General features: G+C 63.7%; 12 protein-coding genes. 5 read left to right on the forward strand and 7 right to left on the reverse strand.

All coding sequences use genetic code 11. The features are described 5' to 3' along the window. Positions 1-73: 73 nt before the first annotated feature. The 3 genes from HNE05_RS01860 to glnA form a co-directional block, all read right to left on the reverse strand. A complete protein-coding gene (locus tag HNE05_RS01860) occupies positions 74-694 on the reverse strand; it encodes a DUF4124 domain-containing protein (protein WP_173211483.1) in 621 nt (206 codons plus the stop codon). Positions 695-726: 32 nt separating this feature from the next. Further along, positions 727-1,287 (reverse strand): DUF4124 domain-containing protein, encoded by a 561-nt coding sequence (locus HNE05_RS01865; protein WP_173211484.1) that lies wholly within the window; start codon positions 1,285-1,287, stop codon positions 727-729. Between the two features lie 132 nt (positions 1,288-1,419). Beyond that, a complete protein-coding gene (gene glnA / locus HNE05_RS01870; RefSeq protein ID WP_173211485.1) occupies positions 1,420-2,826 on the reverse strand; it encodes a glutamate--ammonia ligase in 1,407 nt (468 codons plus the stop codon). A gap of 328 nt (positions 2,827-3,154) precedes the next feature. Between glnA and thiI the strand changes: the two genes are divergently transcribed. From thiI to HNE05_RS01895, 5 genes are all read left to right on the forward strand, one after another. Continuing rightward, a complete protein-coding gene (gene thiI / locus HNE05_RS01875) occupies positions 3,155-4,612 on the forward strand; it encodes a tRNA uracil 4-sulfurtransferase ThiI (RefSeq protein WP_173211486.1) in 1,458 nt (485 codons plus the stop codon). 130 nt (positions 4,613-4,742) lie between these two features. Then, positions 4,743-6,554: a translational GTPase TypA gene (gene typA, locus HNE05_RS01880; RefSeq protein WP_173211487.1), complete on the forward strand. Its 1,812-nt coding sequence runs from the start codon at positions 4,743-4,745 to the stop codon at positions 6,552-6,554. A 243-nt stretch (positions 6,555-6,797) separates the two neighbouring features. Beyond that, positions 6,798-8,858 carry a methyl-accepting chemotaxis protein gene (locus tag HNE05_RS01885; RefSeq protein ID WP_173211488.1) on the forward strand — a complete coding sequence of 687 codons (2,061 nt, stop codon included), beginning with the start codon at positions 6,798-6,800 and terminating at the stop codon, positions 8,856-8,858. A 97-nt stretch (positions 8,859-8,955) separates the two neighbouring features. Beyond that, positions 8,956-10,737: a phosphoethanolamine transferase CptA gene (gene cptA / locus HNE05_RS01890; protein ID WP_173211489.1), complete on the forward strand. Its 1,782-nt coding sequence runs from the start codon at positions 8,956-8,958 to the stop codon at positions 10,735-10,737. 222 nt (positions 10,738-10,959) lie between these two features. Beyond that, a complete protein-coding gene (locus HNE05_RS01895) occupies positions 10,960-12,015 on the forward strand; it encodes an HAF repeat-containing protein (protein WP_173211490.1) in 1,056 nt (351 codons plus the stop codon). Positions 12,016-12,028: 13 nt separating this feature from the next. On the opposite strand, the gene HNE05_RS01900 is transcribed toward HNE05_RS01895, so the two are convergent. The 4 genes from HNE05_RS01900 to HNE05_RS01915 are packed head-to-tail and all read right to left on the reverse strand — an operon-like array spanning position 12,029 to position 16,673. After that, positions 12,029-13,519 carry a right-handed parallel beta-helix repeat-containing protein gene (locus HNE05_RS01900; protein ID WP_173211491.1) on the reverse strand — a complete coding sequence of 497 codons (1,491 nt, stop codon included), beginning with the start codon at positions 13,517-13,519 and terminating at the stop codon, positions 12,029-12,031. 16 nt (positions 13,520-13,535) lie between these two features. Beyond that, complete coding sequence (locus HNE05_RS01905; protein ID WP_173211492.1) at positions 13,536-14,639, reverse strand: polysaccharide lyase; 1,104 nt, start codon at positions 14,637-14,639, stop codon at positions 13,536-13,538. Further along, positions 14,630-16,012, reverse strand: coding sequence for an alginate O-acetyltransferase AlgX-related protein (locus tag HNE05_RS01910; RefSeq protein ID WP_173211493.1), 1,383 nt, complete (start codon positions 16,010-16,012; stop codon positions 14,630-14,632). Before HNE05_RS01910 ends, HNE05_RS01905 begins: the two co-directional genes overlap by 10 nt. A 7-nt stretch (positions 16,013-16,019) precedes the next feature. After that, positions 16,020-16,673 (reverse strand): alginate O-acetyltransferase AlgF, encoded by a 654-nt coding sequence (locus HNE05_RS01915; protein WP_173211494.1) that lies wholly within the window; start codon positions 16,671-16,673, stop codon positions 16,020-16,022. Between the last annotated feature and the right edge of the window lie 7 nt (positions 16,674-16,680).

Genomic DNA, 16,680 nt, shown 5'->3' on the forward strand with positions numbered 1-16,680 from the left:
TGCGTAGGGGCGCTGTGCGCACGGGAATGCTCGCAGGGTGGGGATGCGTTACAGCGCACCCTGCGGGGGGGGCTCAGATAAAGGGGATCAGCGGAATATCCTTGGGCTCTTTCGGCTTGTCCTTCAGCGGGCATTCCGGGCGTACGCCGTAGTCGGCTTTCTTGCACGGGTTGGCCTGGCGTTTCTGTGCCAGGGAGATGCGCTTGAGGTGGAAGGGTTGGCTGGGGGTGCGCTCGAGGATGCGGCCCTCGGCATCGAGGATTTCCACGGAAATCTGGTGGGTGCCGCGGTCGATATTCTTGAGCGGGAATACCGGGCTGCGCCCCGGCGCGCCGACCGGCTGGCCATCCAGTTGTAGGCGAAAGTTGTGTCCTGATTGCAGGTTGGGTTCGCTGCTGGCGGTGACGATCAGGTCGCCGCTCGGCTCGATGATGGTGGCATCGGGTTCGGGAATGATGATGCGCAGCAGCTGGTAAACCGGAGCCTTGGGCTCTTCCATGGTCAGTGGCACGGGCGGCGGGGTGTCGCTGCCGCTCATGCTGTTTGAGGGCGCCATCTCGATACGCTGGGCCTGCCCGGACGGTGGCTGGTCGGTGAACACGCGATTGCCGTCGGCGTCGATGTAGGTGTACACCCCGGCCTGCGTGGGCAGGCCGGTACAGCAGAGCAGCAGGCAGAAAAGCAGGCGATACATAGTGTCAGGTTTGCTCGCGTGGCAGGGTTTGATCACGGGGCTGGCTTGGGCTTCGGGGGCTTCGGTGGTGGCGGGCGCAGGGCTGGGCTGCTGGTGTTGACCCGCTGTACGGTGAAGGTCACGGCCGGGCTTTGCTGGATCTGCTGGTCGCCACTCAGCACCTCGACGGCCAGGCTGTGCTCGCCGCGGTCGATGTTGACCAGTTGCAGACGGGTGACATTGCTGGCCTGGCCATACGGCTGGCCGTCCAGCAGCAGGCGCAGTAGATGGCCGGCCTGCAGGCGGGGCTCAATCTGCACGCCGACGGTGAAAGTGCCGTTGTTGGCGCGCAGCGCTTCATCGCTGGGGATGTCGGTGAGTTGCAGCACCTGGTAGGCAGCGCCAGTGGCGGCGGCAGTTTCTTGCGGCTCGACGGCGCCGGGCGGTTGCGACTCGACGGTATTGGTCGGTGGCAGCTCGACGGCTTCCGCAGCCTGGCCTTCCGGTGGCTGGTTGGTGAACACCGTGTTGCCGTTGGCGTCGGTGTACTTGTAGATCTGCGCGGCAGCAGGCAGCGCGATAGCGCAAAGCAGGCAGGCGGTGAGCAGGCGCATCGGTGTACTCCCGGGTGAGCTGTGCCTAAGCCTTGCATCTGTAGGGCTGGCTGGCAAGCACGCGGCTTTGCCAGCGTGTTGCGGCGCAAAAAAAAGGCCTCCCGAAGGAGGCCTTTTCATCACGCGGCTAGCTTAGACGCTGTAGTACAGGTCGTATTCCAGCGGGTGTACGAAGGTGCGTACTTTGATTTCTTCTTCGGATTTCAGCTCGATGTAGGCATCGATGAAGTCGTCGGAGAAAACGCCGCCCTTGGTCAGGAACGCGCGACCTTTATCCAGTTCTTCCAGCGCTTCTTTCAGGCTGCCGCAAACTTGCGGGATGTTGGCAGCTTCTTCCGGCGGCAGGTCGTACAGGTTCTTGTCGGCAGCGTCGCCGGGGTGGATCTTGTTCTGGATACCGTCCAGACCGGCCATCAGCAGTGCTGCGAAGGCCAGGTACGGGTTGGCAGCCGGATCCGGGAAGCGCGCTTCGATGCGGCGGGCTTTCGGGCTGGAAACGTACGGGATACGGATCGAGGCGGAACGGTTGCGCGCCGAGTAGGCCAGCATGACCGGAGCTTCGAAGCCCGGGACCAGACGCTTGTAGGAGTTGGTCGACGGGTTGGTGAAGCCGTTCAGGGCCTTACCGTGCTTGATGATGCCGCCGATGAAGTACAGGGCAGTGTCGGACAGGCCGGCATAGCCTTCGCCAGCGAAGGTGTTCTTGCCTTCTTTACCGATCGACAGGTGCACGTGCATACCCGAACCGTTGTCGCCGTACAGCGGCTTCGGCATGAAGGTAGCGGTTTTGCCATAGGCGTCAGCCACGTTGTGCACGCAGTACTTCAGGGTCTGAACTTCGTCAGCCTTGGCAACCAGGGTGTTGAACTTCACGCCGATTTCGTTCTGACCGGCAGTCGCCACTTCGTGGTGGTGAACTTCGATGACCAGGCCCATTTCTTCCATGGCATTACACATGGCAGTACGGATTTCGTGGTCGTGGTCGCACGGCGGAACCGGGAAGTAACCACCTTTGACGGCCGGGCGGTGGCCCTTGTTGCCGCCTTCGATGTCGGCGTCGGTGTTCCAGGAGCCTTGTTCGGAGTAGATCTTGAACATGGAGCCAGAGATGTCGGACTTGAACTTCACTTCGTCGAAGATGAAGAACTCAGGCTCCGGGCCTACGAATACGGTGTCACCGATACCGGTGGTCTTCAGGTATTCCTCGGCGCGCTTGGCGATGGAGCGCGGGTCGCGGTCGTAGCCTTGCATGGTGCTCGGCTCGATGATGTCGCAGACCAGGATCAGGGTCGGTTCTTCGGTGAACGGGTCCAGTACCGCGGTGTCGTCGACCGGCAGCAGGATCATGTCGGAGGCTTCGATGCCTTTCCAGCCATGGATGGACGAGCCATCGAACATTTTGCCGACTTCGAAAAATTCGTCGTCCAGGGCGTCACGGGCCGGCATGGTCACGTGGTGTTGCTTACCCTTGGTGTCAGTGAAGCGCAGGTCTACCCACTTCACGTCGTGTTCTTTGATCAGTTGAATCGACTTCGACATGCTGTCCTCCAGGTGGATAAGGCTCGAAAGGTGAGCCCTCAAAAGTTCGGTGAAGCCCGGCGGGATAGTCCGTCATGGCAACCTGCCTCACAAGGGAGCAAATTGCGTGCCAGTGCCCCGGAATGGGTGTGCGGCCCATAACTCAGGGTTTTCGCGGGTTGTGGCGATTATTTATACAGCTGCGCGCACCATTTTGGGTCTTTAAATAATTAGTGCGCACCATTTTAGGTCTTTGGCAAACTACCTTATTGTTTTTGGTTAAACCTTGAGCAATTTCCGCTATAATCCGCGCCCCTCTTTTTTGGTTGCCTGGCGTACGCGCTGTCCCATGAAACTCATCGTCAAACCCTTCGCGGAAATCACTATCAAGAGCCGGCCGGTGCGCAAGCAGTTCATCCGCCAGCTGGCGAAGAACATCCGCACGGTGCTGCGTGACCTGGACCCCCAGCTGGAGGTGCAGGGCGAGTGGGACAACCTCGACCTGATCAGCCAGGTGCGCGAGCCGAAGCTTCAGGCGCAGATGTTCGAGCGTCTGCGCAACACCCCCGGCATCGCCCACTTTCTCGAAGTGCACGAATACCCCTACGTCGATTTCGATGACACTTTCGAGAAATGCCGCGCGCATTTTGGTGCCCAGCTGCCCGGCAAGATCTTCGCTGTGCGTTGCAAGCGTGCCGGCAACACCCACGACTTCAGCTCGATGGAGCTGGCCAGCCACGTTGGCAGTCGCCTGCGTATCGAGTGCGGTGCCGCTGGCATCGACCTCAAGCAGCCCGAGGCCGAAGTGCGCTTCGAGGTGCGCTACGAGCGCCTGCTGATCATCCATGCCCAGCACGAAGGCCTGGGCGGCTATCCGCTGGGCTCCATCGAGCAGACCCTGGTGCTGATGTCCGGCGGCTTCGATTCCACCGTCGCCGCCTACCAGATGATGCGCCGCGGCCTGCTCAGCCACTTCTGCTTCTTCAACCTCGGCGGCCGCGCCCACGAGCTGGGTGTGATGGAAGTGGCCCACTATCTGTGGCAGAAGTACGGCAGCTCGCACCGCGTACTGTTTATCAGTGTGCCGTTCGAGGAGGTGGTCGGCGAGATACTCGGCAAGGTCGACAACAGCCAGATGGGCGTGATCCTCAAGCGCATGATGCTGCGCGCGGCCAGCCGTATCGCGGCGGAGCTGAACATCGATGCGCTGGTCACCGGCGAGGCGATCAGCCAGGTGTCCAGCCAGACCCTGCCTAACCTCTCGGTGATCGACTCGGCCACCGACATGCTGGTGCTGCGGCCGCTGATCGCCGCGCACAAGCAGGACATCATCGACACCGCCACGGCCATCGGCACCGCCGAGTTCGCCAAGAACATGCCCGAGTACTGCGGGGTGATATCGGTCAACCCGACCACCCGGGCCAAGCCGGGGCGCATCGAACATGAAGAAACCCACTTCGACATGGCCATCCTCGAACGCGCCCTGGAGCGCGCTACGCGGATCACCGTCGATCGGGTGATCGACGAGCTGGGTCAGGACCTGCAGATCGAGGAAGTGGCCGAGGTGCTGGCCGGGCAGATCGTCCTCGATATCCGCCATCCGGATGCCGCCGAAGACGAGCCGCTTACGCTTCCCGGCATCGAGGTGCAAACCCTGCCGTTCTACGCGTTGAACAATCGCTTCAAGGGTCTGGATGAAACACGCCAGTACCTGCTGTATTGCGACAAGGGCGTGATGAGTCGCCTGCATGCCCACCATCTACTGAGCGAGGGGCATGCCAATGTTCGCGTCTATCGCCCGCATTAAGCGCGCGGGCCTGCTGGGCGGCAGCATCCGTCATCGCCCTCCCGACCGGCCGCGCATTCACCCGCTATTCATCCAGGCTGCGTAAACTGCGCCGCCAACGACTTCAGAATCATCAATCGAGACGACATCCGTGATCGAAAATCTCCGCAATATCGCCATCATCGCCCACGTCGACCATGGCAAAACCACCCTGGTAGACAAACTGCTGCGCCTGTCCGGCACCCTCGACCGCAAAGAGCTGGAATCCGAGCGCGTGATGGACTCCAACGACCAGGAAAAAGAGCGTGGCATCACCATTCTGGCGAAGAACACCGCCCTGAAATGGAACGGCTACGACATCAACATCGTTGACACCCCCGGCCACGCCGACTTCGGCGGTGAAGTAGAGCGCGTGATGTCGATGGTTGACTCCGTACTGCTGGTGGTCGACGCCCAGGACGGCCCGATGCCGCAAACCCGTTTCGTGACCCAGAAGGCCTTCAAGGCCGGCCTGCGTCCGATCGTGGTGATCAACAAGATTGACCGTCCGGGCGCGCGTCCGGATTGGGTGGTTGACCAGATTTTCGACCTGTTCGACAACCTCGGCGCCACCGAAGAGCAGCTGGACTTCCCGATCGTCTACGCCAGCGCCCTGAACGGTATCGCCGGTCTGGACCACGAGAAGATGGACGACCACATGGACGCCCTGTTCCAGGCCGTGGTTGATCACGTACCGTCGCCGAAAGTCGACGTCGACGGCCCGTTCCAGATGCAGATCTCGCAGCTGGACTACAACAGCTTCCTCGGTGTTATCGGTATCGGCCGCATCGCTCGCGGCAGCGTCAAGACCAACACCCCGGTGGTGGCCATCGGTGCCGACGGCAAGAAGCGTCAGGGCCGTATCCTGAAGATCATGGGTCACTCCGGCCTGCACCGCGTCGAAGTCGGCGAAGCCCAGGCTGGCGACATCGTCTGCGTCAGCGGCATGGACGAGCTGTACATCTCCGACACCCTGTGCGACATGAACAACGTCGAAGCCCTGCCGCCGCTGTCCGTCGACGAGCCGACCGTGTCCATGACCTTCCAGGTCAACGACTCGCCGTTCTGCGGTAAAGAAGGCAAGTTCGTCACCAGCCGCAACATCAAGGAACGTCTGGAAAAAGAACTGCTGCACAACGTCGCCCTGCGTGTTCAGGAAGGCGACAGCGCCGACAAGTTCAAGGTATCCGGCCGTGGCGAACTGCACCTCTCGGTACTGATCGAAACCATGCGTCGCGAAGGCTTCGAGATGGCTGTCGGCCGTCCGGAAGTGGTGATCAAGGAAGTCGACGGCGTTAAGCAGGAACCCTACGAGAACGTCATCGTCGACATCGAGGAAACCCACCAGGGTGCCCTGATGGAACAGATGGGCCTGCGCAAGGGCGATCTGACCAACATGGTCCCGGATGGCAAGGGTCGTATCCGTCTGGAGTACACCATTCCGGCCCGTGGCCTGATCGGTTTCCGTAACTCCTTCCTGACCATGACCTCGGGCAGCGGCATCCTGACTTCGACCTTCAGCCACTACGGCCCGATCAAGTCCGGTGAAGTTGGCCACCGCCAGAACGGCGTGCTGGTTTCCATGGCCACCGGCAAGGCGCTGACCTACTCCCTGGAAACCCTGCAGGACCGCGGCAAGCTGTTCCTCGAGCCGGGCCAGGAAGTTTATGAAGGCCAGCTGGCCGGCATCAACAGCCGCGACAACGACCTGGTGATCAACCCCACCAAAGGCAAGAAGCTCGACAACATGCGTGCTTCCGGCAAAGACGAAACCATCGCCCTGGTGCCGCCGATCAAGTTCACCCTTGAGCAGGCCCTGGAATTCATCGATGACGACGAACTGGTGGAAGTCACGCCGAAGTCGATCCGTCTGCGCAAGAAGTTCCTCAGCGAAACCGACCGCAAGCGCCACAGCAAGAAGTAACTTCTAGCTGAGCTGTCCCCAACGCCCCCGCCGGCCCAGCCTGCGGGGGCGTTGTCGTTTTTGCGCGGGAAAAGCGCCGCATGACGCATTTATGCAGGTTAGTGGCGCATTGCTTCTATCGTTTCACTCATGAAGTCGGCGAGGCTGGCGATAGCTATCGAATAGTCTCGGGGTGTGCAGCGCCTGGCTCGGCAATTGCTGGCTCCAGCGCTCCGCAGGTTCGTCTGATTGAGGAGTTCGGCGATGAACGCGTTATTGAAGCCGGGGATGCGCACGCTCGAGCGCTTCCGTTTCGCCCGCAAGTTCCAGTTGCTGGCGCTGATGTTCATCCTGCCGCTGGCTTATGCCGCCTGGGTGATTGGCCAGACCTACCTGGAGAAGCTCTGGGTGGTCGATGGCGAGCGCTCTGGGGTGCGTCAGTTGCAGGCGCTGGATCGGGTCGAACTGGCGCTGGTGGCCCAGCGCAACCTGAGCGCGCGCTGGAAGGCCACCGAGCGTAATCGCCAAGCCAGTGCCGAGTCCCAGGCCGCGCTGACCCGCCTGCAGCAGGGCGAGGCGGGCCTGGATGAGGCGCTGCAGCAGCTGCAGCAGGTGCTTGCTGACGAGGCTGCCAGCAGCCATGTCACGGAGCGCCTGCAGACTCTGCAGGGCCTACGCGAGGGCCTCGGTGGCCAGGCGCTGAGCAGCGTCGGCTGGTGGCCGGATGCCTATGACCGGTTCACCCTGGCCTTGCAGCAGCTGGTCAGCCTGCGTGAGCAGATCGCCACCGAGAGCGGGCTGATTCTCGATCCCTGGCTGGAAACCTACCTGCTGATGCAGATGTCCACCCAGGGCGCGCCGCGCCTGCAACAGCAACTGGGGGTGCTGGCCAGCGTGGGCCAGGGCGCGGTAGCCGCCGGCCAGTTCAGCCTGCAGAGCCGTTTGCAGCTCCGTGAGATCCGCAGCGCCACCGGCGAGTCGCGCCTGCAGCTGGGCAAGTTCGGCGAAAACCTCGAGGGCAAGCTGCCCAAGTCGCTGGCGGCCTGGAAGGAAAGCTATGCACAGAGCCTGGCCGGGCTCGACGGCTGGCTCCAGCAGCTCGATCAGAAGATGTATGGCGATGGCGGCATCAGCCTCGACGTGGCCAGTTTCGAGCAGGGCATGGATGCCACCCAGGCGCATATCGCCCGCCTGCAGGAGGCGACCCTGGCGGCGCTCGACCAGCGCCTGCAGCAGTATCGGGCGCAGGCCCTGCGTGCGCTGATTCTGACCCTCGGCGCCTTCACGACCATGGTGGTGCTGGCGCTGTATGCCTTGCTCTGCCTGCAGGCTTCGATCCGCGCCAGTGCCGCGCGCATCACGGCGCTGGCGCAGCAGTTGCGCGATGGCGACCTGCGCAGCCATGTCACCGTGCATGGCCAGGATGAGCTGGCGCTGATCGGTGTGGCGCTCAACGACGCGGTGGCGCAGTTGCGTGGTTCGTTGCAGGGGGTCAACCAGGAGACGGCCGAGCTGGGCGATACGGTCGTTGTGCTTAGCGACCAGGCCCAGGTGGCGCTGCGTGCGGTGGAACAGCAACAACAGCAGGTCAGTCAGATCGCCGCGGCCGCCACGCAGATGGCTGCCACCGCGCAGAGCGTGGCGGAGAACTGCGAGATGGCCGCCCAGGATGCCACCCAGACCCGTCATGTGGCTGAGGCCAGCAACCAGCGCAGCGTGCAGACCACGGCCAGCATGCATCAGCTGACCCGTCAGCTCGGCGATGCCGCCACGGCACTCGGCGAGCTGCGTGAACAGGCGCAGCAGATCAACCGGGTGGTCGATGTGATCAAGGGCATCGCCGAGCAGACCAATCTGCTCGCCCTCAACGCGGCTATCGAAGCGGCGCGGGCCGGCGAGCAGGGCCGCGGCTTCGCCGTAGTCGCCGATGAAGTGCGCAGCCTGTCGCAACGCACCCAGGAGTCGACCCGCGAGATCAGCGCCACGGTGGAAAGCCTGCAGCGTGTGGCCGTGCAGTCGGTTGAATTGATGCAGGCGGCTTGCGGCCAGGCCGAGGTGGATGCCGGAGCGGTCACCGAGCTGGGCGAGCACCTGGGCGAGATCGCCAGTGCCGTGCAGCGGGTCAGCGACATGCTCACCCAGATCGCCACGGCGGTGGAGCAGCAGGCGGCGACGGCCGAGGAGGTCAGCGGCAATATCCAGCAGGTCGACCAGGCCGCCGCGCGCCTACTCGATGGCGCCCAGGCCGTACACGGCGTGGCCGACCGCCTGAGCGCAGGCAGCCGCAGCCTGGCGCAGAACACCGCACACTTTCATCTGCAGTGAGCACAGCGGTATTTGACGAACTTTTCACGGCTGACCGCGCACAGTGAGCAGATAGGCCGGCAATTCCCGGCGATCGACTGCGTAGGGCTGGGCGGCAATGGCGGTAACTGAGCGGGTGGCGATGAAGCGGGCGGGTATCGACTGGGCCGGCCTGGGCTGGATGTACCTGTTCTTCTGGTATTTCTCCGGGGTGACGCATTTGCTCATCCTGCTGGGTGATGGCGCCGGTTTCAGTGGTTTCCGTCAGGCCTTGCTGATGAGCACGATCTGGCTGGCGCCCTTGCTGCTTTTTCCGCAACGCGCGCGGCTTTTCGCTGCCGTTCTCGGTGCAGTGCTGTGGCTGTCTTCACTGGTTGCCTTTGGCTACTTCCTGATCTACGGCCAGGAGTTCTCGCAGAGCGTGATCTTCATCATGTTCGAGTCGAACGTGAGCGAAGGCAGTGAGTACATGGCGCATTACTTCGCCTGGTGGATGGTTCCGGCCTTCCTCGCCTACGGTCTCGGCGCCCTGCTGCTATGGCGCCGTCTGCGCCCGGTGCATCTACCGTCGCGCTTGCGGGTCGCCGCGCCGCTGATGGTGCTGACGCTGGTGCTGGGCTATCCACTGAGCAAGGAGTACGTGGAGAAGGACCGCTGGAGCGAGGCGGTCGAGCACTTGCAAACCCGCATGCAGCCAGCAGTCCCCTGGCAACTGGTGGTCGGCTATGGCAAGTATCGTGAGCAGTTGGAGCAGATGCAGTCTTGGCTGGCCAGTAACGCGGCGGTGCCGCCATTGCGCAATCTCCAGGATCTGGCCGGCAGCCCGCCAGCGACCCTGGTTCTGGTGATCGGCGAGTCGACCAATCGCCAACGTATGAGTCTGTACGGCTACCCACGGCAGACCACACCGGAGCTGGATGCCCTGCGCGAGCAGCTGGATGTGTTCGACAATGTGGTTACCCCGCGGCCCTATACCATCGAAGCCCTGCAGCAGGTGCTGACCTTTGCCGACCAGCAGAACCCTGACGCCTACCTGAGTACGCCATCGGTGCTCAACATGATGAAGCAGGCCGGCTACAAGACTTTCTGGATTACCAACCAGCAGACACTGACCGAGCGCAACACCATGCTCACCACCTTCTCCAAGCAGGCGGACGAGCAGGTTTATCTGAACAACAACCGCAACCAGAACGCCCGCCAGTACGACGGCGATGTGCTGGCGCCTTTCGACAAGATGCTCGCCGACCCGGCACCACGTAAATTCATCGTGGTGCACCTGCTTGGCACGCACATGCGCTACCGCTTCCGCTATCCCGAGAGCTTCGAGCGTTTCAGCGATGCGCAAGGCGTGCCGGCCACGGTCACCGAGGATCAGTTGCCGACCTACAACAGCTACGACAATGCCGTGCTGTACAACGATCATGTGGTTTCCAGCCTGATCAAGAATCTCGACAGCCAGCAGCAGCGCAGCTTCCTGCTCTACCTGTCTGACCATGGTGAAGCGGTGTTTGATGCCCCGGCTGCCGATATCCTCGGGCGTAACGAAGGGCGGCCTACTGCGCCGATGTACACCGTGCCGTTCATCCTCTGGCGTTCCCCGCAGTGGCGCGAGAGTGACCCACGCGGTTTTGCCGATGTGCTGGGACGGCCCTACAGCAGCGAGCATTTCATCCACACCCTGGCGGATCTGGCCCACTTGCGCTTTGACGAGTATGAGCCGAGCAAGAGCCTGGTCAGTGCTCAGTTCCAGGCGCGCCCGCTACTGATTGGCGATCCGCTGAAACCTAAGAGCCTGATTGATTTCAGCCTGATTCGCCCGAAGGCCAAGGTGCAGGCTGCCGGCCTGGTACAGGCTGATCGTGTGCCAGCGGCCAAGGAAAAGGCTGCGGCGGAGCTGTAACGGCGTTTCTAATGTCCATCGGGCTACCGTTCGGCGGCCCGGCTGCCGCAATGTCGACAAAGTCCCCCGCAGGCCGGGCGCGCCCTTGACTGCAGAGATTTTGCGGCACTTAATCAAGCCAGACCACTTGCTTGAAAGTGGCAGGTAATACCTCTCTCCCAATTCTGGCCCCGTGCCCTTGCTCATCTGCCCTCACATGCTTTGCATTGGGGTACATGTGTCATGTCCAGCGTCTTCAAACCGACTGCAGTCACCATCGGCATCGCGCTCGTGGTGCTCGCGCAACATGCCTCAGCCCAGTTCTATGCCCTGATCGATCTCGGCAGCCTGGTGCCCAACTCCTACAGTGTGCCGCACAGCCTCAACGAGAATGCCGATGTGGTCGGCTACAGCTATGCCGGGTTCGGCGCCCATGCCTTTGCCTGGACGGCGGCCGGTGGCATCTTCGACCTCGGCACCCTGGGCGGCAATACCAGCTACGCCTATGGCATCAATGACCAGCAGCAGGTGGTCGGCTATGGTCTGCAGGGCAGCAGCGAGCAGGCCTTCATCTGGTCAGCTGCGACCGGCATGCAACTGCTCGGCACCCTGGGCGGCGCCACCAGCAATGCCCGCGAAATCAACAATGCCGGGCAGGTGGCCGGTTACAGCCAGATCAGTACGGGCAAGAGCCGCGCCTATCTCTGGACGGCCGAAACCGGCATGCAGAATCTCGGCACCCTCGGCACGGCCAGCAGCAACAGCTACGCCACCGGTATCAACGACAGTGGACAGGTCGCCGGTTTCAGCAATATCGGTCCGTTTACCCACGCCTTTCGCTGGGACAGTGCCCAGGGCATGCAGGATCTCGGCACCCTGGATGGCGGAAAGAGCTACGGCAAGGCGATCAGCAACAACGGCAGCGTGGTCGGCTACGCCACGGCGGGGGGCGTCGAACATGCCTTCCTGTGGACACCCGCCACGGGTATGCAGGACCTGGGCACCCTGGGCGGCAACAACAGCTACGCCAAGGGCGTCAATGACAGTGGCAGCGTGGTCGGCCAGAGCGATACGGCCACCACGGCCCAGGGCTTTGTCTGGAGCCAGGCCGAGGGTATGCGCAACCTCAACGCGCTATTACCCGATGCTCATGGTTGGACTGTCGAGGCGGCGCTGGGGATCAACGAGCGCGGCGTTATCACCGCCCTCGGTCGCGACACAGGCGGGCGCACCCATGCGCTGTTGCTGGCGCCTTTGCTCGATGAACAGCCCGCCGCCGAAGAGCCGCCAGCAGAGTAAGCACCTCGGGCTGTTAGCCCTGCGTACAGTGGCTGACCTGCGGTTGCGGGATGATCGGCAGGTCCGTGCTGGTGAGCAGCAGGCGGGCGAAGCAGCCCTGCTTGAGCGTGGTTTCCAGCAGCAGGCTCTGCACCGCCTGCAGGTCGCCTGCCAGCAGCGCCTGGTTGACCGCTACGCCCTGGAAACGGTTGCCGCCCAATTGCAGCTGGCGCACGCCTTCGCTGCGGATCATCGACTTGCCACTGCTGGCCAACTGGTTGTCGAACAGGCCGATCTCGCCCTGCTGCGCCTGGCTGCCGCGCAGGCTGATGGCGTAGTCCGGCGAGGCGCTGATGCGGTTGGCGACGATCAGCGCGGCGTCGAGGTTCTCGCCGTCGATACCGCTGCCGGTGCTGTTGGCGATCAAGTTACCGGCCAGTAGCAGGCGCCCGCCGCTGTGGCCTTGCAGCTGGATGCCGTGGCTGCCGCTGTTGCCGATCAGGTTGTCGCGCAGGCTCAGCTCGCCCGACTGCGCGCTGACCTCGATGGCGGCCTTGCCGCTGGCGAGGATCAGGTTCTGCGTAACATCGCCGCTGCTGGCCCCGGCAATGCGGATCGCACTCTGGTTGCGCACGTGTTTGATGCGATTCAGGCGCAGGCTCAGGCGGCTGTCGTGCAGGTCGATGGCGTACTGCTGCAGGTCGTCGAAACGCGAGTCGTCGATCAGCGCCAGGGCATCGTGCAGCTCGGCGCCGCTGGCCATCTCGCGCAAGCGGCTGTGGCGGATCAGCAGCCGGGCAGGTGCCACGCCCGCCCCCTGGCTGGCGCTGCGGCGAGTGCTCAAGCCGCGGGTGAGGTGGGCGTTGTAGCCCAGGCGGGTAAGGCTGGAGTCCTCGATCCAGGTGCTGCTGCCGGCCCAGGCCAGGATGAAGGGACGAAACAGTGCCGGGTCGTCGCTGTCCATGCTGCCGCTCCAGCTCTGCAGTTGGCTGCGCTGCAGCTGCAGCTGGCCCTGGTTGATCAGCGCGGCGCCACTGCGGCTGTTCAGGTACAGCTGGGTGTCGTTGATCAGCAGGGCGGCCTTGGGTCCGATCAACAGCGGGTAGCTGAGCAGGTAACCGTCCTTGTGCCGGCGCAGGATCTGCGGGTTCGCCACCGCGCGCTCCAGCTGGGCCAGGTCGATGCTCCCGGCGTCGATCTGCAGGGCCCGTGGGTGCTGGCTCTGATAGGCGGCGATGACCTTGAACAGGCCGCTACCGACCAACGGCTCGAATGGCCAGCTGCCGCTCTGGGCGGAGAACAGCGGTGGTTGGCTGACCCGCGCGCGGCCCGCTGGCAGGCTCAACGCCAGTTGCGTGGCCGTCACGCTCGGGCTGTTGCTGGCCAGCAACTCGGCCAGGGCCTGTTGCTGCGGTTGGCTGGGCAGTGCCTCGATCTGGTGGCGATAGAGGGTCTGCGCCAGCAGCGGTGGAGCCAGCAGCAGGGCGACGAGCAGTGTGCCGAGGGATGCAGTGAGCCGGGCCACGGTGGCACCTCGCAGGTCAGGGAAGGTTGGGGTAGAGCGGTTTGAGGCGCCCGCCGAGCTGGCCGTAGGCATCCACGGCGCCGTCTTCGTCCTGGTACAGCTGGCGCGCCAGGGTGTGTTGCGGATAGCGACTGAGGAAGGGCAGTAGCCAGGTCATCTTGTGCGCTGGCACCGCTTCCTGTTCTTTGCCCTGCAGCTCGCTCAGGGCGTCGGCGTCGAGCACGCTGCGCACGGCGAAGTTGGCCAGTTGCTGCAGTTTGGCGGCATCCGCCGCGCTCAGACCGGGGCCGTTGCGCTGGCTGGACTCGGCCAGCAGCATCAGCGGCACCAGGGCGTAGTGGGTGTAGTTGGCGGCCAGGCGGCCACGGGCCAGTTCATTGGGCAGGTAGGCATAGTCGCCCTGGGTGGACGGGGTGATCTGCGCCAGCGCCAGGCGGAAGTTGCGCTCGCCCCAGGCGATATAGGCGGGCCGCTCCAGCAGCATGCCGGTGGCGGCAACGGCCCAGGCGGCCCAGTAATCGTGGTTGTTGAAATAGGCGAAGCCGGGTTGCTGGCGCGGGCTGTAATCCTCGATCACCAGCTCGGCCAGGCGCGCCAGCCACTGCTCTTGCTGCGGCGATAGCTGCGGCTGGCCGCCACTCAGGGCCTGGGTCTTGAGCAGGGTGGAGGCGATGGCTGCCAGCGACCACTTGCGTGCGGCGATCCCGGTCTTGTTGGTCTCGCGGCTTTCCAGGGCGCCGGCCACGGCCCAGGCCTGTAGCCACTGGTCGAGGCAGGCCAGGGCGACAGTCGCCTGTTGTGGCTTGCTGGCGGCCAGGTAGTAGTCGGCGAACTGCGCCAGGCGCTGGTTGAATGCGGTGAGGTGGGCGTGCAGTTCCTTCGACTGTTTCGACTGCTTGCCACTCAGGGTCGATTTGCTGGCGTCGCTCTGGTCGTACTTGCTGTCGATCAGCAGCGGCCCGGTATAGGGCTTGAGCACGGGCTTGGGGCAACTCGCCGCACGGTAGTCGCCGACCTCGGCGCTCAGCGCGCTGGGCTGCGGCGGCCAGATCGACTGTGCCTGGACGCCGCTGGCGGCGAGGACCAGCAGCGTGCTCAGCGCGCTCAGCTTCAGCGGCATAGCTTGATCTCCACGCTGCCCGGCTCGGTCAGCGCCGCGGTGGGTTCGAGGAACACCGAGAGCAGGTTGGCGCCGCGAAATTCCTTGGCTTTGCTCAGCTCCAGGTAGAACTGGCCGCCCTCGACGATGGCCTCGCGGCGGTACCAGACCTTGTCGCGCTGGCCATTGTCGTAATAGGTGATGATGTAGAAGTCCTTGAGGTTCTTGTCGCTCAGCTTGATATCGAGAAAGCCCGGCAGGTCGGCGAAGTTCTGCCGCTGGGCGCCGCTGTTGCTGAGGATCTCCAGGCGCTGATCGACCTGCAGCGGTGGCAGCGTGCTCTGCTGGCTAGCCAGTACCTGGCCTTTGCCGCAGCCGCCCTGGATCGCCGGCAGCAGCTGGCGATACATCAACGGGTCTTCCAGACGGAAGCTGGCCGGCAGCTCCCAGATGATCATCTTCGGCGGTGCGTCCGGCGAATAGTCGGCCGACTGCAGGTAGTTGAGCAGCGCGCCTTCCTGGCCGGCGCCGGGCAGCGCCAGGTTGAGGATGTCGACGCTGAGGTATTCCTTGAGGTAGCCGTCGAAGTTGTAGTTCTTGGTCTCGTCGTCGCGGTTGGCCGAGTTGCTGGTGCCGACCAGGATCACCTCTGGAGTCGCCGCCTCCTCGAACAGCGCGCTCATGTCGTCGCCTGCCGGCACTGTCTGGAAGCCGCGCACATACTGGAAACCGTAGTTGTTGCCGCAGATGCGCTTCAGCCCGCGGCTCATGGTGCCGTCCTTGGGCACCATGACGCTGGGCTCGGTGCGGTAGCTCTTCTTGCTCAGCCCGGCGTAGAACGGCTGCTGCAGCACCGCGTCGGCGACGATGCGGGCGGTGACCTGGGCGCCGGTTGGTGTCCAGTGGTGGTCACGGCGGAAGAAGTAATCCGGCTGTGGCGGCTTATCCACCAGCGGCAGGATGTCCGGCACCAGGGCACCACCGGCGCGCAACTGGCCGAGGAAGGTTTCCAGGTTGCGCCGGGCCAGGGCGTAGTCGAAGCCGTAGGCGCTGTCGGCGCGTACCTTGTCGCGGTGCATCATGCCGCGGGTCGGTTGCACGGCGATCACCACCTGCACCTGCTTGGCGGCGAAGGCATCGATCAGACGGCGGAACTGCGGCTGCATCTCGGCCGGGATGCCGAACTGGTTGCTCAGGTCGACCTCGGAACGAAACAGCCAGGTACCTTCGCCGGGGGCGATGTGCTTCATCGCCTTCATGATGCCTTCGGCATAGTGCGAGGAGTCCGCCAGGCCGGGGCACAGCAGGCATTCCAGGCCGCACTGCTCATCGGCCTGCAGGGTCGGTGTGGCAAGCAGCAGTAAGCTGGCGATCAGGCGCTGGGCTGTCTTCATGGGCGCTCTACTTGATGCTGTCCAGGCCGTTCATCAGGCCGATGGCGCGGTAGCCACTGCCCTCCGGGACTACCACATAGGAGTAGGAGCGGCCCTTCTTGAGGAACAGCTCGCCGAACTTGGCCACGTTCTGTTCGCCGGCATAGGCGGCGAAGCCGATCTTGACCTCGTTGACCATGCGCGTGCCAGTGCCGTTCTGCGCTACGCCGTCGACCACGGCGTGCTTGCCGTCGAGGGTCTTCAGCGCCATGGGTTTGTCGGTGAGGTTGTAGAAGGCGATCTGCGCTTTCTTGGTGTCCTCGACGTACTCGTCGGCGATCTGCACCAGACCGCTGCCGTTGTAGACCAGGGTCATGGCGGTCTTCGGCTGCAGGTTGATCTCCACGCTGCTCTGGTTGACCGTCACCTTGTGCGCGCCGGGGGTGATGAACAGGTAGTTGCCGAGCTGGCCAGCACCGACCTTCTGTGCGGCGCTCTTGCCGCTGACCATCATCTCGGCGCCGCCGGGCGCCAGGTTGAGCACCCGGATATAGGCCGACCCGGCCGGGGCCACGGCGTCGTAGAGTGCGGCGTTGCCGTCTTGCGCGCTGGCGGGCAGCGAGCCGAGCAGGGCCATGGCGAGCAAAAGAGGTTGGGCGGCAGCGAACAGGAAAGGTTTCATGGTCAGG

Origin of the sequence: Pseudomonas campi (genome assembly GCF_013200955.2) — a bacterium.
GTDB lineage: Bacteria > Pseudomonadota > Gammaproteobacteria > Pseudomonadales > Pseudomonadaceae > Aquipseudomonas > Aquipseudomonas campi.

Bases quoted from the DNA above. Each gene is read 5' to 3' on its own strand.
- HNE05_RS01860 (WP_173211483.1), bottom strand. From the start codon at position 694: ATGTATCGCCTGCTTTTCTGCCTGCTGCTCTGCTGTACCGGCCTGCCC.
- HNE05_RS01865 (WP_173211484.1), bottom strand. From the start codon at position 1,287: ATGCGCCTGCTCACCGCCTGCCTGCTTTGCGCTATCGCGCTGCCTGCT.
- glnA (WP_173211485.1), bottom strand. From the start codon at position 2,826: ATGTCGAAGTCGATTCAACTGATCAAAGAACACGACGTGAAGTGGGTA.
- thiI (WP_173211486.1), top strand. From the start codon at position 3,155: ATGAAACTCATCGTCAAACCCTTCGCGGAAATCACTATCAAGAGCCGG.
- HNE05_RS01885 (WP_173211488.1), top strand. From the start codon at position 6,798: ATGAACGCGTTATTGAAGCCGGGGATGCGCACGCTCGAGCGCTTCCGT.
- cptA (WP_173211489.1), top strand. From the start codon at position 8,956: ATGGCGGTAACTGAGCGGGTGGCGATGAAGCGGGCGGGTATCGACTGG.
- HNE05_RS01895 (WP_173211490.1), top strand. From the start codon at position 10,960: ATGTCCAGCGTCTTCAAACCGACTGCAGTCACCATCGGCATCGCGCTC.
- HNE05_RS01905 (WP_173211492.1), bottom strand. From the start codon at position 14,639: ATGCCGCTGAAGCTGAGCGCGCTGAGCACGCTGCTGGTCCTCGCCGCC.
- HNE05_RS01910 (WP_173211493.1), bottom strand. From the start codon at position 16,012: ATGAAGACAGCCCAGCGCCTGATCGCCAGCTTACTGCTGCTTGCCACA.
- HNE05_RS01915 (WP_173211494.1), bottom strand. From the start codon at position 16,673: ATGAAACCTTTCCTGTTCGCTGCCGCCCAACCTCTTTTGCTCGCCATG.